At 60.5% G+C, this 15,808-nt stretch carries 15 protein-coding genes and 1 pseudogene; 5 read left to right on the top strand and 11 right to left on the bottom strand.

The annotated features are described in order from the left end of the window. Window positions 1-189: pseudogene (locus D8U71_RS28520) on the top strand (hypothetical protein); the annotation flags it as partial. A gap of 145 nt (window positions 190-334) precedes the next feature. Then, the gene (locus D8U71_RS28190; RefSeq protein WP_130889204.1) at window positions 335-1,441 is read left to right on the top strand and encodes a M20/M25/M40 family metallo-hydrolase; all 1,107 of its coding nucleotides are present in this window, start codon (window positions 335-337) and stop codon (window positions 1,439-1,441) included. A 54-nt stretch (window positions 1,442-1,495) separates the two neighbouring features. Here the strand turns inward: D8U71_RS28190 and D8U71_RS28195 are convergent, their stop codons facing one another. The 3 genes from D8U71_RS28195 to D8U71_RS28205 are packed head-to-tail and all read right to left on the bottom strand — an operon-like array spanning window position 1,496 to window position 3,383. Beyond that, window positions 1,496-2,308 (bottom strand): DUF3618 domain-containing protein, encoded by an 813-nt coding sequence (locus D8U71_RS28195; RefSeq protein ID WP_024012567.1) that lies wholly within the window; start codon window positions 2,306-2,308, stop codon window positions 1,496-1,498. Beyond that, on the bottom strand, window positions 2,305-2,733 hold the full coding sequence (locus D8U71_RS28200; protein WP_024012566.1) for a phage holin family protein: 429 nt from the start codon (window positions 2,731-2,733) through the stop codon (window positions 2,305-2,307). The genes D8U71_RS28195 and D8U71_RS28200 overlap by 4 nt, the downstream gene beginning before the upstream one ends. Next, the gene (locus tag D8U71_RS28205; RefSeq protein ID WP_123442758.1) at window positions 2,733-3,383 is read right to left on the bottom strand and encodes a hypothetical protein; all 651 of its coding nucleotides are present in this window, start codon (window positions 3,381-3,383) and stop codon (window positions 2,733-2,735) included. Before D8U71_RS28205 ends, D8U71_RS28200 begins: the two co-directional genes overlap by 1 nt. A 299-nt stretch (window positions 3,384-3,682) precedes the next feature. Between D8U71_RS28205 and D8U71_RS28210 the strand changes: the two genes are divergently transcribed. Next, window positions 3,683-5,539, top strand: a complete 1,857-nt coding sequence (locus tag D8U71_RS28210; protein ID WP_056784851.1) for an ABC transporter ATP-binding protein — start codon at window positions 3,683-3,685, stop codon at window positions 5,537-5,539. Window positions 5,540-5,578: 39 nt separating this feature from the next. Here the strand turns inward: D8U71_RS28210 and D8U71_RS28215 are convergent, their stop codons facing one another. The 8 genes from D8U71_RS28215 to D8U71_RS28250 form a co-directional block, all read right to left on the bottom strand. Beyond that, window positions 5,579-6,724 (bottom strand): sensor histidine kinase, encoded by a 1,146-nt coding sequence (locus tag D8U71_RS28215; RefSeq protein WP_130889205.1) that lies wholly within the window; start codon window positions 6,722-6,724, stop codon window positions 5,579-5,581. A 179-nt stretch (window positions 6,725-6,903) separates the two neighbouring features. Next, window positions 6,904-7,245 carry an antibiotic biosynthesis monooxygenase gene (locus D8U71_RS28220; RefSeq protein ID WP_016774292.1) on the bottom strand — a complete coding sequence of 114 codons (342 nt, stop codon included), beginning with the start codon at window positions 7,243-7,245 and terminating at the stop codon, window positions 6,904-6,906. A 28-nt stretch (window positions 7,246-7,273) separates the two neighbouring features. Further along, window positions 7,274-8,248 (bottom strand): zinc-dependent alcohol dehydrogenase family protein, encoded by a 975-nt coding sequence (locus D8U71_RS28225; RefSeq protein ID WP_130889206.1) that lies wholly within the window; start codon window positions 8,246-8,248, stop codon window positions 7,274-7,276. 63 nt (window positions 8,249-8,311) lie between these two features. Continuing rightward, window positions 8,312-8,614, bottom strand: a complete 303-nt coding sequence (locus D8U71_RS28230; protein WP_024012559.1) for a metalloregulator ArsR/SmtB family transcription factor — start codon at window positions 8,612-8,614, stop codon at window positions 8,312-8,314. A 58-nt stretch (window positions 8,615-8,672) separates the two neighbouring features. Next, entirely contained in the window at window positions 8,673-10,256 is a 1,584-nt protein-coding gene (locus D8U71_RS28235) for an EAL domain-containing protein (protein ID WP_130889207.1), read from the bottom strand. Window positions 10,257-10,412: 156 nt separating this feature from the next. After that, window positions 10,413-12,053, bottom strand: coding sequence for a sensor domain-containing diguanylate cyclase (locus D8U71_RS28240; protein WP_130889208.1), 1,641 nt, complete (start codon window positions 12,051-12,053; stop codon window positions 10,413-10,415). A gap of 187 nt (window positions 12,054-12,240) precedes the next feature. Then, on the bottom strand, window positions 12,241-12,837 hold the full coding sequence (locus D8U71_RS28245) for an NADPH-dependent F420 reductase (protein WP_206663220.1): 597 nt from the start codon (window positions 12,835-12,837) through the stop codon (window positions 12,241-12,243). A 7-nt stretch (window positions 12,838-12,844) separates the two neighbouring features. Continuing rightward, window positions 12,845-13,597, bottom strand: coding sequence for a 3-oxoacyl-ACP reductase family protein (locus D8U71_RS28250; protein WP_130889210.1), 753 nt, complete (start codon window positions 13,595-13,597; stop codon window positions 12,845-12,847). 112 nt (window positions 13,598-13,709) lie between these two features. On the opposite strand from D8U71_RS28250, the gene D8U71_RS28255 reads away from it, so the two are divergent. Together D8U71_RS28255 and D8U71_RS28260 are read left to right on the top strand one after the other, a co-directional pair. Further along, a complete protein-coding gene (locus D8U71_RS28255; RefSeq protein WP_130889211.1) occupies window positions 13,710-14,636 on the top strand; it encodes a LysR family transcriptional regulator in 927 nt (308 codons plus the stop codon). 167 nt (window positions 14,637-14,803) lie between these two features. Continuing rightward, window positions 14,804-15,763: a DMT family transporter gene (locus D8U71_RS28260; RefSeq protein ID WP_130889212.1), complete on the top strand. Its 960-nt coding sequence runs from the start codon at window positions 14,804-14,806 to the stop codon at window positions 15,761-15,763. Window positions 15,764-15,808 lie beyond the last annotated feature (45 nt).

A 15,808-nucleotide genomic window follows, 5' to 3' on the forward strand; every position in this document is an offset into this window, starting at 1 on the left:
CAACCCAAATCTCTGTGGGAGCGGACTAGCCCGCGAAGGCGTCGGCACATTCAACCTCATCATCGCCTGTCACACCGCTATCGCGAGCAAGCTCGCTCCCACAATGGTCCGGGCAAGGCCGCAATCTTCAGCGCAACCAAAATCCCTGCTCGCGAAGGCGCCGGCACAGTCAACATCATCATCGCCTGACACTGCGCTTTCGCGAGCAAGCTCGCTCCCACAGGGAATGCAGGTGAATCAGAAGGCTTCAACCCATCTGAATTTTCCCGCCAACCTGCCCCCTAAATCCTGAGCGGTCGATACACGTCCGCCGATGCAAGGAGGGTCAGCATGCATGTCGGATAATCAGGCGCCTTCGCCGCGCAACTCAGAGGAATCCACCCAAACACTATTGAGCCGCTTGCTCATGGCGCGCGGGCCTGGCGGGCAGGAAGACGAGGTCCGGGCAATCTGCCTGGAAGAACTGCAGCGCCATTGCGACGAGGTCTGGACCGACCGGGCCGGGAATGTCATTGGTCTGCTCAAGGGCAGCGAACCCGATCCGAACGGCCAGCACGCCGTGCGCATCATGGGCCACATGGACGAGATCGCCATGCTGGTCAAACGCGTCGAGCCGGACGGTACGTTGCGGGTGGTTGCCCTCGGCGGTGCGAATCCGGTGAATTTCGGTGTCTGTCCGGTGGATATTCTCGGCGATGCGCAAACCCTGCCCGGCGTGCTCTCATTCGGCTCGATGCACGCCACCACAGGTTCGCCGCAGGGCCAGGATGTGATGAGCGGCGCGGTGGAGTGGAAAGACGTGCACATCATCACTCGTTACGACCCGCAAACCTTGCAAGACATGGGAGTGCGCCCCGGCACCCGTGTCGTGCTCAGCCAGCACTGGCGTACGCCGTTCAGAGTGGGCGATGCCACCGCTGCGCATTTTCTCGATGACCGCGCGCCTGTCGTCGCCATGCTTCAGGCCGCCGAGCAACTCAAGCGCAGCCCGACCGAATTGGCGCACGACACCTACTTTGTCTTCACCACCCTCGAGGAAGAAAGCAACGCCGGCGCAATGTACGCCGCTGCACACCTGCCCGGCGACACCACAATCGCGGTGGAAGTCGGCCCGGTGATGAGCGAGTACGCAACGCGATTGAGCGTTGACCCGATCATCGATACCGGCGACCAGAAAGGCTATTACTCGCGCGGCGTGGTCATGGCCTTGGCCGACGCAGCCAAGCGTTGCGGCTTCGATCCACAGTTCGCCCTGCTGGTGGATTTCGCCTCCGACGCCAGCGCGGTGATGAGCTCAGGCATCAGCGCCCAGGCCGGATGCATCGCAATCCCGACCGAGAATACCCACGGGTTTGAACTGGTCGTGGATGGCGCGATTGAAGCGTGTGCACAGACGTTGGTCGAATATTTGAAAGGCCTGCAGAATGAGGTATCGACCTGACCCGCAGTCCAATAAAAAGGGAGGCCCATTGCAGGCCTCCCTTGTTTTTCACCATCAAGAAGTACCCAACCCCTGTGACAAATCGGAAGACGAAGGCCGCGCCGTTTCCGGCTTGGTCTCCACTTCGGTTTGTTCAGTGGTTCGAGTCACCGTGTCACGCACGGCTTCGTATCCCTCCTGAGCTTTCTGCTTGGCCTTGTCGACCATGCCAGCGCTGGTACGGCCCATGTAGCGCTGTTCAGTGGAGGTAGTCGGCAACGCCGCGCCGAGCAATGCACCGAGCGCAACCCCGGCGGCAGCCACCATCAGCGGTTGCTCCTTGAGCAGGTGGCTGAATTGCTGGCCGAGCACCTGCGAATTACGCGACAGTCGATCACTGGCGTCATGCATCGCATGGCTGAGGTTTTCCTTCGCCGCACCGACGTTTTCCCCGAGGTGGCTGGCCTTGCCTTTCAGCGACTGGTAGCCGTCCTTCAGCGTGTCAGTAGTCGAGTGCAAATGCGCGCGGGCGCTGTCGATGCCGTCGGCCAAACCGTCGGCCCACTCGCCGGCCTTGTCCTGATCCGGCCCGCTGCGATAGGTCGGTTGCGGCACTGGCGGGCGATTCTGGCTGATCATCAGCCAGAGCAGCCCCACGGAAGTCAGCACCGCTGGCACCGGGTTATTGCGCACGCTGGTGCCGAGGTTGGTGAAGAACGTCGAGCCGTTGCTCTGCATCATCCCCCAGGCCTGATCGATCATTTGCCCGGGAGTGAATTTGCTCTCGAGTTGATCGACGATGTTGCCGATGCTCGCGCGTTGCGCATCGATTTCGCGCTCGATCTGCTCCGGGCTTTTTTCCGCTTCGATATCCAGTTCGCTTTTCATGAGACTTTCCTCCGCAGCGCTTCCTGATCCTTGTTCAAGGCGTCGAGGGTGCGATCAGGTTTGAAGTGAGATGGCTCGAATTGCTTCTTCCCGGATTGCAGCATGGCGAAGCCAATGATCATCACCACCACGCCGACGATCAGCGCGGCCAGCCATGGCGCCATGAACATACTCAGGCCGTACACCGCCGACATCAGCAGAATAATAAAGCCGGCGAGGAACACGATCGCACCACCAGCAACCGCACCGATGCCCGCCTTCAGCGTGCTGAGGCTGTTCTGCAGTTCGGCTTTGGCCAATGCCAGTTCCTTGGTGAACAACGCTGGCACCTCGCGCGACAGTTGCCGCAACAGACCGACCACCGAAGCATCATCCGTTTGGCCGAGGGGCCTTGCCCCGCTCAGATCAGATTCATCTCTGTTCATCACAGTTCTCCTTTGGCGTCGGGTGCGTGCGGTACGGAAGCCGCGGCAAAATCAGCGGGGTGATCGCTGTCACTGGGCGAGGTCGGGGTGATGCCGGTGGCCAGTCCCGGATTGGCGTGGGCCGATGACGGTACTGACGATTCATAGGGTCGCTGCGCACCGTAATCGGCTGGCGGTGGCGTCGATGTCGTGCCCGCCGCCGGATCGTGCTCGGCGCTGACCGTCGCTGCTGCGGCCGTGCCGGCTTTGAGAAACCGCGACAGGCCGAAACCGATGGCGATGCTGCCGGCGATGAATAGCCCCGGATTGCTGCGCGCCAGATCCGCCGCATCGTGCAGCAACTGCTCGGCACTCTTGCCGCGCAGGTTGCCCGCCAGCCCGGTCATGGAATCCGCCATGTCCGTCAGGTAGTCGGACATGCCCAGCGTGTCCTTGTCCTGCAACTCCGAGACGAAGCTCTTTGCGCCTTGGGCCAGTGCTTCTATCTGTTCGGCCGCGGTGTCGCGGTACTGTCCGAATTGCGCGTCGGCCTGTTGCCGCGCGCCGCCAATTGCTTCGTTGACGTCGTCCTTCAAATGTTCAAAAGCCTGTCCAGGCTTGCTGTTCGGATCACCTGATTCAAAGCCTGCCCTGCTGTCTTGAGTATTCATGTGGCCCCTCGCGTTCTGACTTGAAAACGGAAAAACGGAGCTACACGGCAACATTGCCTCGAGCCCCCACATAGAAGATGACGGAGCAGCTTGTGCGAGAGTTCAAAGAGGTTGATGAGCGTGCGACATCAGGTCTGGATCAGCGACGAAAGGTTGCGCTTGGCACGATTGCGTTGAGCTTCTGCGCCTGGCTGCGGTCAAGACAAGGCACAAGCATTTATCTGCAACACGACGCTGAAACCCGCAACAACGCCGATAGATGGCAGAATCCCCACACCCTGATCACTTCGGAGACCGCAATGCTTCGCCTGTTTGAAGAAAGGCTTGACCCCTTCCCGCCCGACGAGGCGCCGCCACCGCCAGTCGGCCTGATGCGCTTCTTGTGGGCCTGCACCCGGGGCGCGCGCGGCTACATTCTGGCCTTCGCCCTGCTCAGCGCCAGCGTGTCGATCTACGAGGCGTGGCTGTTTTCCTTCCTCGGGCAAGTGGTGGATCTGCTCTCGACCTGGCAATCCGGCGGGGCTGCCGGTGATGAGGAAAGCCGCGTGTTGTGGGGCATCGGCATCGTGCTGGTTGTCAGCATCGGCCTGGTGGCGCTGCGCACGATGGTCCAGCACCAGATCCTTGCGATCAATCTGCCGCTGCGCCTGCGCTGGGACTTTCACCGGTTGATGCTGCGGCAAAGTCTGTCGTTCTTCTCCGACGAGTTCTCCGGCCGGGTGACGACCAAGGTCATGCAGACTGCGTTGTCGGTGCGCGAGGTGCTGTTCACCCTGATCGAAATCCTCCCCGGCATTGGCGTGTACTTCATCGCGATCATTGCGCTGGCCGGTGGCTTTGCGCTGAAGCTGATGCTGCCGTTTCTGGCGTGGATCGTTCTGTTCGGGCTGGCGATGGTGTATTTCGTCCCGCGTCTGGGCAAAGTCGGCCAGGAACAGGCCGATGCGCGCTCGTCGATGACCGGGCGGATTGCCGACGCCTACACCAACATCACCACGGTTAAACTGTTCTCGCACTCCAAGCGTGAAGCGCACTTTGCCCGCGCGGCGATGGAAGATTTCAAGCTCACCGGATTTCGCCAGATGCGGCTGGTCAGTCAGTTCGAAATCGTCAATCAGGCGCTGGTGGTGGCGTTGATTCTCGGTGCCGGTGGTTACGCGTTGTGGCTGTGGCATCAGGGCGAAGTCGGCACCGGCGCTGTTGCGGCGATCACCGCCATGGCGTTGCGCATCAATGGCATGTCGCACTGGATCATGTGGCAGATGACTTCGCTGTTCGAAAACATCGGCACCGTCCAGGACGGGATGGCCACCCTGACCAGCGGCCCGAAAGTCCAGGACGCGCCGGATGCCAAAGTGCTGGAGCCGGCCGGCGGCGAAGTGGTTTTCGACAATGTCAGCTTCAACTACAACGGCGAACGCCAGGTGCTCGACGGCTTGACCCTGCATATTCGCCCCGGCGAAAAAATCGGCCTGGTCGGCCGCTCCGGTGCTGGCAAGTCGACGCTGATCAACCTTCTGCTGCGCTTCTATGACGTTGATCGCGGCGAAATCCGCATCGATGGGCAGAACATCGCCGAGGTCACCCAGGACAGTCTGCGTAGCGTGATCGGCATGGTCACCCAGGACACGTCGCTGTTGCACCGTTCGATCCGCGACAACATTGCCTACGGACGCCCGGACGCCACCGACGAAGACATCCATCGCGCGGCAGTGAACGCCCAGGCCGATGGTTTCATCAGCCAGTTGAGCGACAAGCAGGGCCACAGCGGCTACGACACGCTGGTCGGCGAACGCGGTATCAAGCTCTCCGGCGGGCAGCGCCAACGCATCGCCATCGCCCGGGTGATGCTGAAAAACGCACCGATCCTGCTTCTCGACGAAGCCACCAGCGCGCTGGATTCCGAGGTTGAAGTCGCTATTCAGGAAAGCCTCGATGAAATGATGCAGGGCAAAACCGTGATCGCCATCGCCCACCGCTTGTCGACCATTGCGGCCATGGACCGGCTGATCGTCATGGACGAAGGCCGCATCATCGAACAAGGCACCCACGCGCAATTGCTCGAGAAGAACGGCACCTATGCGCGGCTGTGGCAGCACCAGAGCGGCGGGTTCCTCGGTGAGGACCGGGGTTTGGTTGAGGTGATGGAGGAGTGATCAGGCTGGAGGGCCGGGGCCGGCCCTCCATCGATTGGCCTAGATGGTGACGGGGCTTTCGGCATCCACCGGAAGCTTTACGCGAAACACGGTTCCGCCCTTCAGGTCAGAGCTGACCTCGATCGAGCCGGCATGCGAGGCGACGATTTCCGAGGCGATGAACAGGCCCAGACCCAGCCCGGCAACGGGCCCGTGATCAACCACGGAGCGCTGCGAGAACCGCCCCATCGGGTTGAAGATGAACGGCAACACGTCTTCTGGAATCGGCTCGCCGCCGTTGTGCACTGTGAACACCGCGCAATCCTCGCGAACGTTCAACTCGACAGTTACCGGAAAATTATTGTCGCCGTGGGTCACCGCATTGCTGATGATGTTGGAAAACACCTGTTCCATCCTGGCGCCATCGAACGCTCCCATCACCGCTTCCGTCGCATCGAACCGCACGTTGGCCTGCGGATGAAAGGCGCGGATTTCCTCGATCACCCGCTCGCACACAGGGCTGAGATCGATCAGGGATTTTTTCACCGGAATCCCCGGCCCCATCTGGCAGCGCGTCAGATCCAGCAGGTCGCCCACGATCTGGCTGGCGCGCTGCACGCTGGCGTAGATCTGCCTGGCCACTTTGCCGGTGCGCGGGTCGGTGGCTTCGGTACGACGCAACATATCCGCACCGAGCAGAATCGCCCCCAGCGGCGTGCGCAAGTCATGGCCGAGAATCCCCAGAAACACGTTGCGCGACGCCTCGACGGCGCGCGAGTAGCTGGCAATCGACTCGGCCAGCGCCTGATCGATCGCTTCGTGGAAGCGCGTCATGTCGTCGACATTCACTGATTTGCCATCCTTGACCTGACGCAGCCATTGGGTCAGCACACTGGTGCGCAGCGCGCGGTATTCCGACACCATCTGATCGATGGTAAAACCGGCCATCAGCCGCGTCACCGCGTGGGTTTCCGCAGCTGTTTCTTCATCGTCGCGCGGCGCTTGGCCCTGGGCTTTGGCGATTTGTTCGCTCATGGTCTGCTTGGTCCGCAGATCGATCACGATGGCGCGCAACATCTGCTCGGCGTGATCGCGCAGCGCGACGTTATCGAGCTCCACCCCCGGCGTCTCGATGGTGCGGGCGAAATCTTCCCAGGCCTGCAGGATCGGCTCTAGGTTTTCGAGAATGAAATCTGGCAGGCGCATGGCTGTAATCCATAGAGGAAATCCATCTGCGCCGACAGGCGCGCCGGCGCAGACAGTAAAAGAACGAACTCAGGAGTACAGAAGGTACGGCTGACCTCGTGCAGCCTACCATCATTGCAGTGGTTCAACGCGGGGGGAAAATCGGCAGCAGCCGCTTGTGACGAAAGCTATCAGAACACTCAACTCCCTGTGCTTGAGCTGCTGCCCGCAACGCTCAAGTCGCCCCCCGGAAAAGCACCACCCTCAATGTGATAGACCCTCGGTTCTGCCGAAAAATAATCCTCCAGCCCCAGCATGAACCGCTGGTGGTCTTCGCTTTCTTCAAACCCCGGCGAGTGATCCTCAAGCGATTGCCAGCGCACGATCAAATTGAATTGCTCGGGGGTTTCAATACCTTGCGCCAGCAAGTGGCCGCCATATCCCTTGGCGCGGGTGAGCAACGGTTCGACTTCGGCAAATGCGCGTCGGAAGGCTTCAGTCTGATGCGGGTGAACGGGCAGCACAGCGATCTCGTAAACCATGATGTTTCTCCAAAATCAGTGAGCGGATTCAGACGATGAGTGAAGACTCGACGGCGATGGCGATTTTTCCCAGCAGACCGTTGTTGGCGCTCTCCAGTCGGGCATGGGCGAGCGGGATGTCGGCAAGGGAATAGACCGCGCCAACGTGGGGCCGCAACTGGCCGCGCTCGACCAACGCGCTCAATTCATCGAGCTTGCCGCGATTCTGCCGGGTGAAAACGAAGTGGTAGCTGGCGTTCTTGCCCCAGGCCTGAACGAGGTTTTGTGGCTGCGCGATATCGACGATCGAGACGACGCGGCCAAGCTGGGCGAGCGCGTCGGCACTGCGAGACAGGGTATCGCCGCCGATGGTGTCGAACACCACATCAACGCCATGCCCGGCGGTTTCGCGCATGATCGCTTCGACGTAATCCTCTTGGGTGTAATCGATCACCACGTCGGCACCCAGGCTGCGGACGAAATCGGCGTTGGCCTCGCGCACGGTGGTGAACACTCTGGCGCCCATGGCTTTGGCCACCTGAATCGCCACATGGCCGACCCCGCCGGCGCCGCCGTGGATCAGAATGCTTTCGCCAACGCGGAGCACGGCGCGCACGGTCAGCGCTTCCCAAACCGTACCGCCGACCAGACTCAGACTAGCCGCCTCAAGGTGGCTCAGCGATGCAGGCTTTCTGGCGATGATGCTTTCAGCAGCCACGTGGTACTCGGCATAGCTGCCCTGCCCGTCGAATATCTGCGGGGTGTACCAGACTTCGTCGCCCGGCGCGAAAGCGCTGACGCCCGGCCCGATGGCTTCAACCACGCCCGACACGTCGTGACCGGTAATGGCCGGCAGCGGCACCAGATCGGGATAGTCACCGCGCCGAACCTGATAATCCAGCGGATTGATGGAAGTAGCGTGCACTCGGACCAGCACTTGGCCCGCTTGCGGAACCGGTTTTGGAACGTCGCTGAGTTCGAACGAATCAGGACCGCCGAAGGATTTCAAAATCATCGCTTTCATGGCAAAACCTCGTATCGATAAAGAGGGATATCGAGAATTCTCGATATCCTAGAGTAAAAAAATTTACAGCTCTTTCCCTATGATCTCTGCAAGCGCGCTGATAGCAGCCTCATTGCGTTTGTAGTAGGTCCATTGACCGATGCGCCGCACCTCAACCAGCCCCACTCGCTGCAACGTGGCCAGGTAACTCGACACCGTAGACTGCGACAGGCCGATACCTTCCTGGATGCTGCTGACGCAGACACCCTCGACGAGAACGTCACCCTCATCCTGCGGGGGGAAATTCTTGACGGGATCCTTCAGGCCTTCAAGGATCTTGAGGCGCGTCGGGTTCGAGAGGGCTTTGAAGATTTCGATCAGTTCCATGCGCCGAGGATATCGAGATTTTTCGATATGTCAATGTGTTTTTTTCGACTCGTTTCTTTCAGGTAACAATCGGGTCCTGAAGAATGCGCGCGTCGGTGCAAGGCCGACCGTCCAGATAGAGCTGTTGGAACTGTGCGCACTCCATGGCTTTCGCAAACAGCCATCCCTGTGCATAGCGCACCTGGTTGGCGCCCAGGAAGTTTAGCTGTGCCGGGGTCTCGACGCCCTCAGCGACAAGTGTCAGGCGCAACGCGTGGCCCATCTGAATGACGTGAGTGACCAGTAAGGTCTGCTCCTCTGCTTCGCTGATCTGCTCAACAAAGGATCGGTCGATCTTGAGCACGTCCAGCGGTAATTGCTGCAGGTATTGCAGACTCGAATAGCCGGTGCCGAAGTCATCCAGCGCGACAACAAACCCGGCGCTTCGCGCGCGCTCCAGTGTTATTTTCGCTGACGCCAGATCGACGAGGCTGCGCTCTGTCACCTCAAGCCATATCTGCGCGGGCTGCACGTCGAGGCGACGGCTTTCATTCAATAAAGTCGGTATCAGTCGTCCGGAGCTCACATCGGCAGCGGCCAGGTTCAAGGCCACGTGCAACGAACGGTCACTGGCGAGCATGCCGCCAAGGTCTGCGAATACGCGGTGAACCACTTGGTCAGTGATCGCTTCGATCAAGCCACTGGATTCGGCCAGCGGGATGAACACGTCTGGGTAGACCAGCGTGCCGTTGGGTTTGCGCCAGCGGATCAAGGCTTCGGCGCCGATGCAGCGCCGGGTCTCAATTTCGATGATCGGCTGATAATGAACCACGAACTCCTGTCGCTGCACCGCGCGCTCCAGTGCCGCCAGCGGGGACAGCTTGCGACGCCACCAGCGCAGGCTCGCAATGACCAGGCCTACGCTGATGACAAGACCGATCGGCAGCAGATAAAGCACGTGTTGCCCGAGGCTGCGCAGCAGTTCCTGTCGCGGGATTGCGGCAATTACGGTGAAGTTGCCCTGGGCCACCAGTGTGTAGAGAAAGCCGTCCTTGAGGCCATGCGTAGGCCCCTCATGCACCAAGGCAAGGAAACTCGCCATGTTCGGGTGCGCCGGGCCGAGCAAGCGGCCCTGACGTGTGCCGACGGCCAGCCTGACGCCTTCATCCAGTACGACTTCGCGAAATTGTTCCGGGTCGACCAGCACGTTGAACGCAGCAAACTGCAAAGCCAGCATCGGTTTGATCAGCTCGTTGTCATCCTGCGCATCGATGGACACCTTCACCCCGTCGTCGGTGACGAAATCCTCCGCCCATTGCTTCGACCGCGGCGGCGTGGCGCCCCATGACGTGCAGGCAAATACATCTTCTTCGTAGCCGACCGTCTCGACCGAAAACGTATTGATGGCAATCATGCGCATCTGCTCGATGCCCTGTGGCGAGCAGGGTTCGAGGTCAGTGACAGCAATGCTTTTCAGCGCCTGGGAGGCCTGCGCAAATGTCTGACTGGCGCGATCGTTGGCAATCGCGGCGAGCGTTTGCAGGCGGTCATGAGCCGCGTAGATCGACAGCATCCAGCCAGCCGCGAGGGTCATGCCCAACGGGACGATCACCGCAAGGGCCGTCAGCAATATTCCCCGCCGCATGATCTTGGAACGCTTCATTTCACCGCCCGAATGATTTGGCCCGTGACGCGTCTTCGCGACTGCTGGACGCGCCGTTTGCGCCGCACCTACCGCTGCTTTTAGCGTGGAATCGAGGCAGAATCAACAACTCTGCCGATTAGTTGAAAGCCCCGTGACATGCATCAATTTGTAGCCTCATTCGGAATCGCTCGAGGCCATCGACAGGTACGATTCCACTCGATTGCGTCCACCCTGTTTGGCGCGGTAGAGGCACTCATCGGCTTTCTTGAGGACGATTTCTGCAGTAGTCGGCAAGTGTTCACACGTTGCCACTCCGATCGAAGCGGTAATGCGCCCCACGGTCGGAATATCACTGGTCGCAATGGCCTGACGAATCCGCTCAGCGATGGCACTGGCTGACTCGACATCGGTTTGCGGCAAAATCAGCAAGAACTCCTCTCCCCCGGCTCGGCACGCCAGGTCGCCGACGCGGGAATAGGCTTGCAGTGTATGCGCGACCTGTTTGATCGCCAGATCGCCCTTGTCGTGGCCAAAGGTGTCGTTAACCTTTTTGAAATTGTCGATGTCCAGCGATAACACCGAATATGTCTGCCCGCTGCGCTCAAGGCGGCGCAACTCCTGATCCATGGCTCTGCGATTGGCCAGTCCGGTCATGGGGTCAGTCAGCACCTGCTGGTTAAGGTGGCCCAGCTTCGCTTGCAACAACTGCACGCCGGCAAGCATCGCCTGGCGGATGGAAAATGCCTCGTGATACCAAGCCTTGACGTGGCGAAGTTGCTCGCTGGCCTGCGGCGCTGACAACTGCCGGGCAATACGCGACAGCTGGTTGAGCGGGCGACAGATCAGCAAGGTGCCGAACCAGATCAGTACGAAGCCGATCAGGGCGGCAGGCAGCATTCCCAGCAGCACATCGCGCATCAAGGTGTTCAGCGGCGCCAGGCTGACCTCGCGCGGCTGCTGCGCGACCACCGCCCAGCCAGCGCCCGGCACCTGAGCGTACCCGGCGAGCATGGGTACGCCTTTGTAATTACGCACGCTCATCGAGCCGCTCTCGCCACGCAACGCCGCATCGACGGTTTTGCTCCAGCCCAGGGTGTCGCCAATGCGCGCCGCCTCAGGGTGAAAAAGCAGTTGGCGATCCTGATCCGCTACAAAAGCAAAGGTGCCTTCGTGGTGAAAATGGCGGCTGATCAGGGTGTGCAGCGCGTTGTCTTCGCGCAGATAAACCGAGCCGCCGATGATGCCCACGTAACGCTCAGCAGAGTCGTAAACGGGTTCGGAGATGAATACGACGAGATTGCCGGCGGCAGACGTATACGCGGAGCTGATGAAGGGCCGCTTCGCATCGATGGCTTTGAGAATGGCATCCGAACGCAGCGTTGAACCGTTGATTTGCAGAGTATCCGGATACGCCTCCAGCACCTTGGCAGTGCTATCGATTATGGCAATCGAGTTGAAATCGGCATCCTGTTTTTGCAGGCGCAGCGCTTCGGCGCGCATGACGCTGGGGTCACCCCAGGCCTTGCCCAATTCACTGGCGCTGTACCGCAGATGGTTCTGTGCTGAATGAATGAATTCAGCGAGGCTCGAGGCGACCTTAGCTGCATAAGCACTGTTCGATTGCAGCGCATGATCAACCAAGGCATCGCGCTGCACGCGGTAGGCTGTGACAAGGCTGTTGCCCAACGTCGCCAGAACAGACAGCAGTACCAGGGAGAGAATCAGCCAACGCAAATTCAGCGCAGTTACGGGCTGCGTGGCACCCAGCGCCTCGTCGCTGGCCGATTCATTTGGGGGGTCCGTTCTGTCGATCATCGTCTGCCCTGACAGGTCTCTTTGGGAGTTCGCAGCGAAAGCGCCTCAGCGAGTATATGCGCTTGTGCGTGACACGCCTGAGCGGGCTTGTGTTACTGCAGCGAATCGCCTGCTACGTTTCAGTGTGTCGCGAAGACATTGTGATACCTAGAATGGTGTGTGAAGCCCGGTTGCCCGGGCTCAGCGGTTAGCCATGTTTGACCAGGTTCAAGGCTGGCAGCGGTCCGCCCGGGAACTGCGCAAGCATTCCTTGCTGCACACCGCCCAGATCGATGCCGTAAAAACCCAGTTGAGTAATCAGCTCTGCAACCTTGGTTTTGCTCGTGGCATCTTCACCGGAATAAAACAGCACCCGCTTGCCGCCCTCGGCGGAGGGATCGCTCAGCAGAGCCGCGAGCAAATGGTTGAAGGCCTTGACCACGTGCGCACCGGGCAGCATCTGCGCCACCACTTGCGAAGACGGCTGGCCGCCCAGATCGAACGGCTTGAACAGTGGTGCTTCGATCGGGTTGTTGGCATCGATCACGATGCGCCCATCCCAAGGCCCGAGATCGCGTACCGCGTCGGGGATCTTCGACCAGTTCACCGCCAGAAAAACAATGTCCGCCTGACTGGCTTGCTGAGCGGTCACCGCTTGTGCGAGTGGACCCAATTCGTCGACCAAACCGGCAAGGCTCTGCGGCCCACGGCTGTTGGCCAGACTGACCGGCTGGCCTGCGTTGACGAGCAACCGAGCGATGGCGGTGCCGATGGAGCCTGTACCAATGATGCTGATAGTCATGATGCTCTCCTTACGCTGTGAAGCCGCCGTCGACGATTAATTCTGCACCGGTGACAAACCCGGCGTCCGCACTGGCCAGGTACGCCACCGCGCTGGCAACATCCTTGCCCTCGCCGTACCGCCCCATGGCGATGTTCGGGCGTAGGAAGTCCGCAATAGGCCCGTCGGCCGGGTTCATGTCGCTGTCGGTCGGGCCAGGATGGACGGTGTTCACAGTGATGCCGCGCGGCCCAAGATCGCGCACCAGTCCACGACTGAAACCGGTCAGCGCACCTTTGCTCAGGGTGTAGACGGAGGCGGTAGCGAACGCAGCGTATTGCACCATCGAGCTGCCGATGTGAATGATGCGACCGCCCTGCCCCATGTGTTTGAGCGCTTGCTGAGTGGCGACGAAGACGCCGGTCACGTTCACCGCAAGGATGCGTTGAAAGTCCTCAAAGGCGATGTCCTCGGGGGCACCGAGCAGGCTGATACCAGCGTTGTTCACCAGAATGTCGATCTTGCCAAAACGCTGTGCAACCTCGGCAATCGCTGCACGTACAGCCTCGGGATTGCCCGCATCGGCCGCCAGCGCCACAGCCTGGCCGCCCGCCGCGACGATTTCCTGCACGACCGCTGCGGCGCGATCTGGCGATGCGTTGTAGGTGATAGCGACGGTGGCGCCATCTGCCGCGAGGCGCTTGGCGATTGCTGCGCCGATGCTGCGTGAGCCACCGGTCACGATGGCGATTTTGCCGGTCAGTGGAAGCGTGGAAGTGTTCATGGTCGAGCCTCTGGGTGGTTGGAGTTGATGAGGCTATGAAACGCCTTTTGATCTTCCACCAGTAGTGGAAGCCCACTAGAATCACTTTCAATTATTCGTTGAAGGTGCGCAGATGGAAACCTTAGGCAATTTGCTCTCATTCGTGCGCAGCGCCGAGGCGGGAAGCTTCTCTGCGGCGGCGCGGCGCCTGGGCCTGACTCCCGCGGCGGTCAGTCGCAATGTCGCGCAACTGGAGGCCAACCTCGGCGTACGCTTGTTTCAGCGCAGCACGCGCAAACTCACGCTGACCGAAGCGGGAGAACGCTTTCTGGCCAACGTCGGTTCGGGACTGGAGAGTGTTCAAGCGGCGATTGCCGACGTGGCCGGCAATGCCGGAGAGCCTTCAGGGCTTTTGCGTCTGAGCGCAGCACCCGGTTTCGCCAGGGATTTTCTGTTGCCACTGATGCCCGAGTTTCTCAAGCAATACCCCGCCGTGACCCCTGAATGGCACGTCGACAATCGCCAGGTCGATCTCATCGCGGACGGGTTTGATGCGGCTATCGGCGGCGGCATCGAACTCGCGCAAGGTGTGGTCGCCAGAGCCATCGCCCCGGCGCATCTGATTCTGGTGGCATCGAAGGAATACCTCTCGGCACACAAGCGCATTCGGCACATCGAAGAGCTGTCGACGCTGGAACATCTGGCCATGCGCTCGGTACAGACCGGCAAGGTGCGCAGCTGGATGCTGCAAGGGCCCGACGGGAAACGAGCACCGCTGGAGTTGACGCCGCGCCTGTTGGTCAACGACCCGCAAGCGCTGTGTCAGTGCGCGCGCTTGGGATTGGGGGTTGCGCTGTTGGCGGTTCCCGATGTGCTGCCTTATCTGCGGGACGGCACGCTGGAAAGGGTTTTGCCGGGCTGGCATGTCGATGCGGGACAGATCTATTTGTACTTTTCCAGCCAGAAACTGCTGCCAGCCAAAACCCGGGCGTTTGTGGATTTCCTGGTCGGTCAGGCTCGGGAGGATGGTTGGGCCGCTCTCCTCGATGCTCGGGCTTAAAAGCAAGTTATACGACCTCTGAAACTCAACCAGCATCACGCCTACGCGGTCTTTCAAGCCTTTCGAGCTTGCCGCGTCTGCTCGATTACGGTACAAATCGGGAAGTTGTACGACAACATAATAAAAACCTGAGCCACCCCGAGTGGCTATCATTTTTGAGATCTGCCATGTCCCGTCCTGAGTTTGCGCCAACCGTACCGTCACCCTTCCCTCGTTATCTCGCCGTGATCATTCTGTTGTGCATGGGCTGTGCGTTCGCCGGCAACCACGTCGCGGCACGGGTGGCTTTTGATGATGGCGCGGGCGTGTTGCTGGCGATTCTGATGCGCTCGGGCGGGACCTTGCTGGTGCTGGCCATTCTCGTCCTGTGGCAGCGGCAAAGCCTGCGCCTGCCGGCGGGCGCGTGGCGTTGGCAACTGTTGTTGGGCCTGCTGATTACTGCGCAGAGCCTGTGTCTGTACTCCGCTGTCGCGCGGGTCCCGGTCGCTTTGGCGCTGCTGGTGGCCAATGTGTTTCCGATCCTGCTCGCCTTGCTGACCTGGGCGCTGGGCGGCCCACGCCCAACCGCGCGCACCGCGATGTTGATGGGCTTGATTCTCGTCGGGCTGGTGTTCGTGCTGGACGTTCCCGGACGTCTATCAGACAGCGCGAGCGTCGGCCCGGAATGGCTACTGGGCGTCGCACTCGCCTTCTGCGCCGCCAGCGTCTTCGCCTGCGCGCTGTGGATCACCGACCACAAACTGTCGCAAGTGCGCGGCTCGGTGCGCAGCCTGCTGACCATCTTCATCGTGTTCAGCAGCGTCAACCTGGCCGGCCTGACCGGCGCCCTCCCCGGCGGACTCAACCTCCCCGCCACTTCAACCGGCTGGCTGGCCCTTGCCACGCTTGTCGTGCTCTATGGGACCGGCTTCATTGTGTTGTTCATTTCCGTGCCCCGACTGGACATGCCACGCAACGCCCCGGTGATGAATATCGAACCACTGGCGACGTTGTTGATGGGCTGGATTGTGCTGGATCAAATGCTCAGCAGAGGACAGATCGTGGGTGGAGTGATTGTAGTGAGCGGGATTGTTTTGCTGACGTATCGGAAGGCTGCGGTGAAGGTTGGGGTGAAGGCTGAGGTTTGAGGTTTGAGGTTTGAGGTTTGAGGTTTGAGGTTTGAGGTTTGAGGT

This window comes from Pseudomonas sp. Sample_21 (genome assembly GCF_004307525.1).
GTDB classification, from domain to species: Bacteria; Pseudomonadota; Gammaproteobacteria; order Pseudomonadales; family Pseudomonadaceae; genus Aquipseudomonas; species Aquipseudomonas atacamensis.

Bases quoted from the DNA above. Each gene is read 5' to 3' on its own strand.
- D8U71_RS28190 (WP_130889204.1), top strand. From the start codon at position 335: ATGTCGGATAATCAGGCGCCTTCGCCGCGCAACTCAGAGGAATCCACC.
- D8U71_RS28195 (WP_024012567.1), bottom strand. From the start codon at position 2,308: ATGAAAAGCGAACTGGATATCGAAGCGGAAAAAAGCCCGGAGCAGATC.
- D8U71_RS28200 (WP_024012566.1), bottom strand. From the start codon at position 2,733: ATGAACAGAGATGAATCTGATCTGAGCGGGGCAAGGCCCCTCGGCCAA.
- D8U71_RS28205 (WP_123442758.1), bottom strand. From the start codon at position 3,383: ATGAATACTCAAGACAGCAGGGCAGGCTTTGAATCAGGTGATCCGAAC.
- D8U71_RS28210 (WP_056784851.1), top strand. From the start codon at position 3,683: ATGCTTCGCCTGTTTGAAGAAAGGCTTGACCCCTTCCCGCCCGACGAG.
- D8U71_RS28215 (WP_130889205.1), bottom strand. From the start codon at position 6,724: ATGCGCCTGCCAGATTTCATTCTCGAAAACCTAGAGCCGATCCTGCAG.
- D8U71_RS28220 (WP_016774292.1), bottom strand. From the start codon at position 7,245: ATGGTTTACGAGATCGCTGTGCTGCCCGTTCACCCGCATCAGACTGAA.
- D8U71_RS28225 (WP_130889206.1), bottom strand. From the start codon at position 8,248: ATGAAAGCGATGATTTTGAAATCCTTCGGCGGTCCTGATTCGTTCGAA.
- D8U71_RS28230 (WP_024012559.1), bottom strand. From the start codon at position 8,614: ATGGAACTGATCGAAATCTTCAAAGCCCTCTCGAACCCGACGCGCCTC.
- D8U71_RS28235 (WP_130889207.1), bottom strand. From the start codon at position 10,256: ATGAAGCGTTCCAAGATCATGCGGCGGGGAATATTGCTGACGGCCCTT.
- D8U71_RS28240 (WP_130889208.1), bottom strand. From the start codon at position 12,053: ATGATCGACAGAACGGACCCCCCAAATGAATCGGCCAGCGACGAGGCG.
- D8U71_RS28250 (WP_130889210.1), bottom strand. From the start codon at position 13,597: ATGAACACTTCCACGCTTCCACTGACCGGCAAAATCGCCATCGTGACC.
- D8U71_RS28255 (WP_130889211.1), top strand. From the start codon at position 13,710: ATGGAAACCTTAGGCAATTTGCTCTCATTCGTGCGCAGCGCCGAGGCG.
- D8U71_RS28260 (WP_130889212.1), top strand. From the start codon at position 14,804: ATGTCCCGTCCTGAGTTTGCGCCAACCGTACCGTCACCCTTCCCTCGT.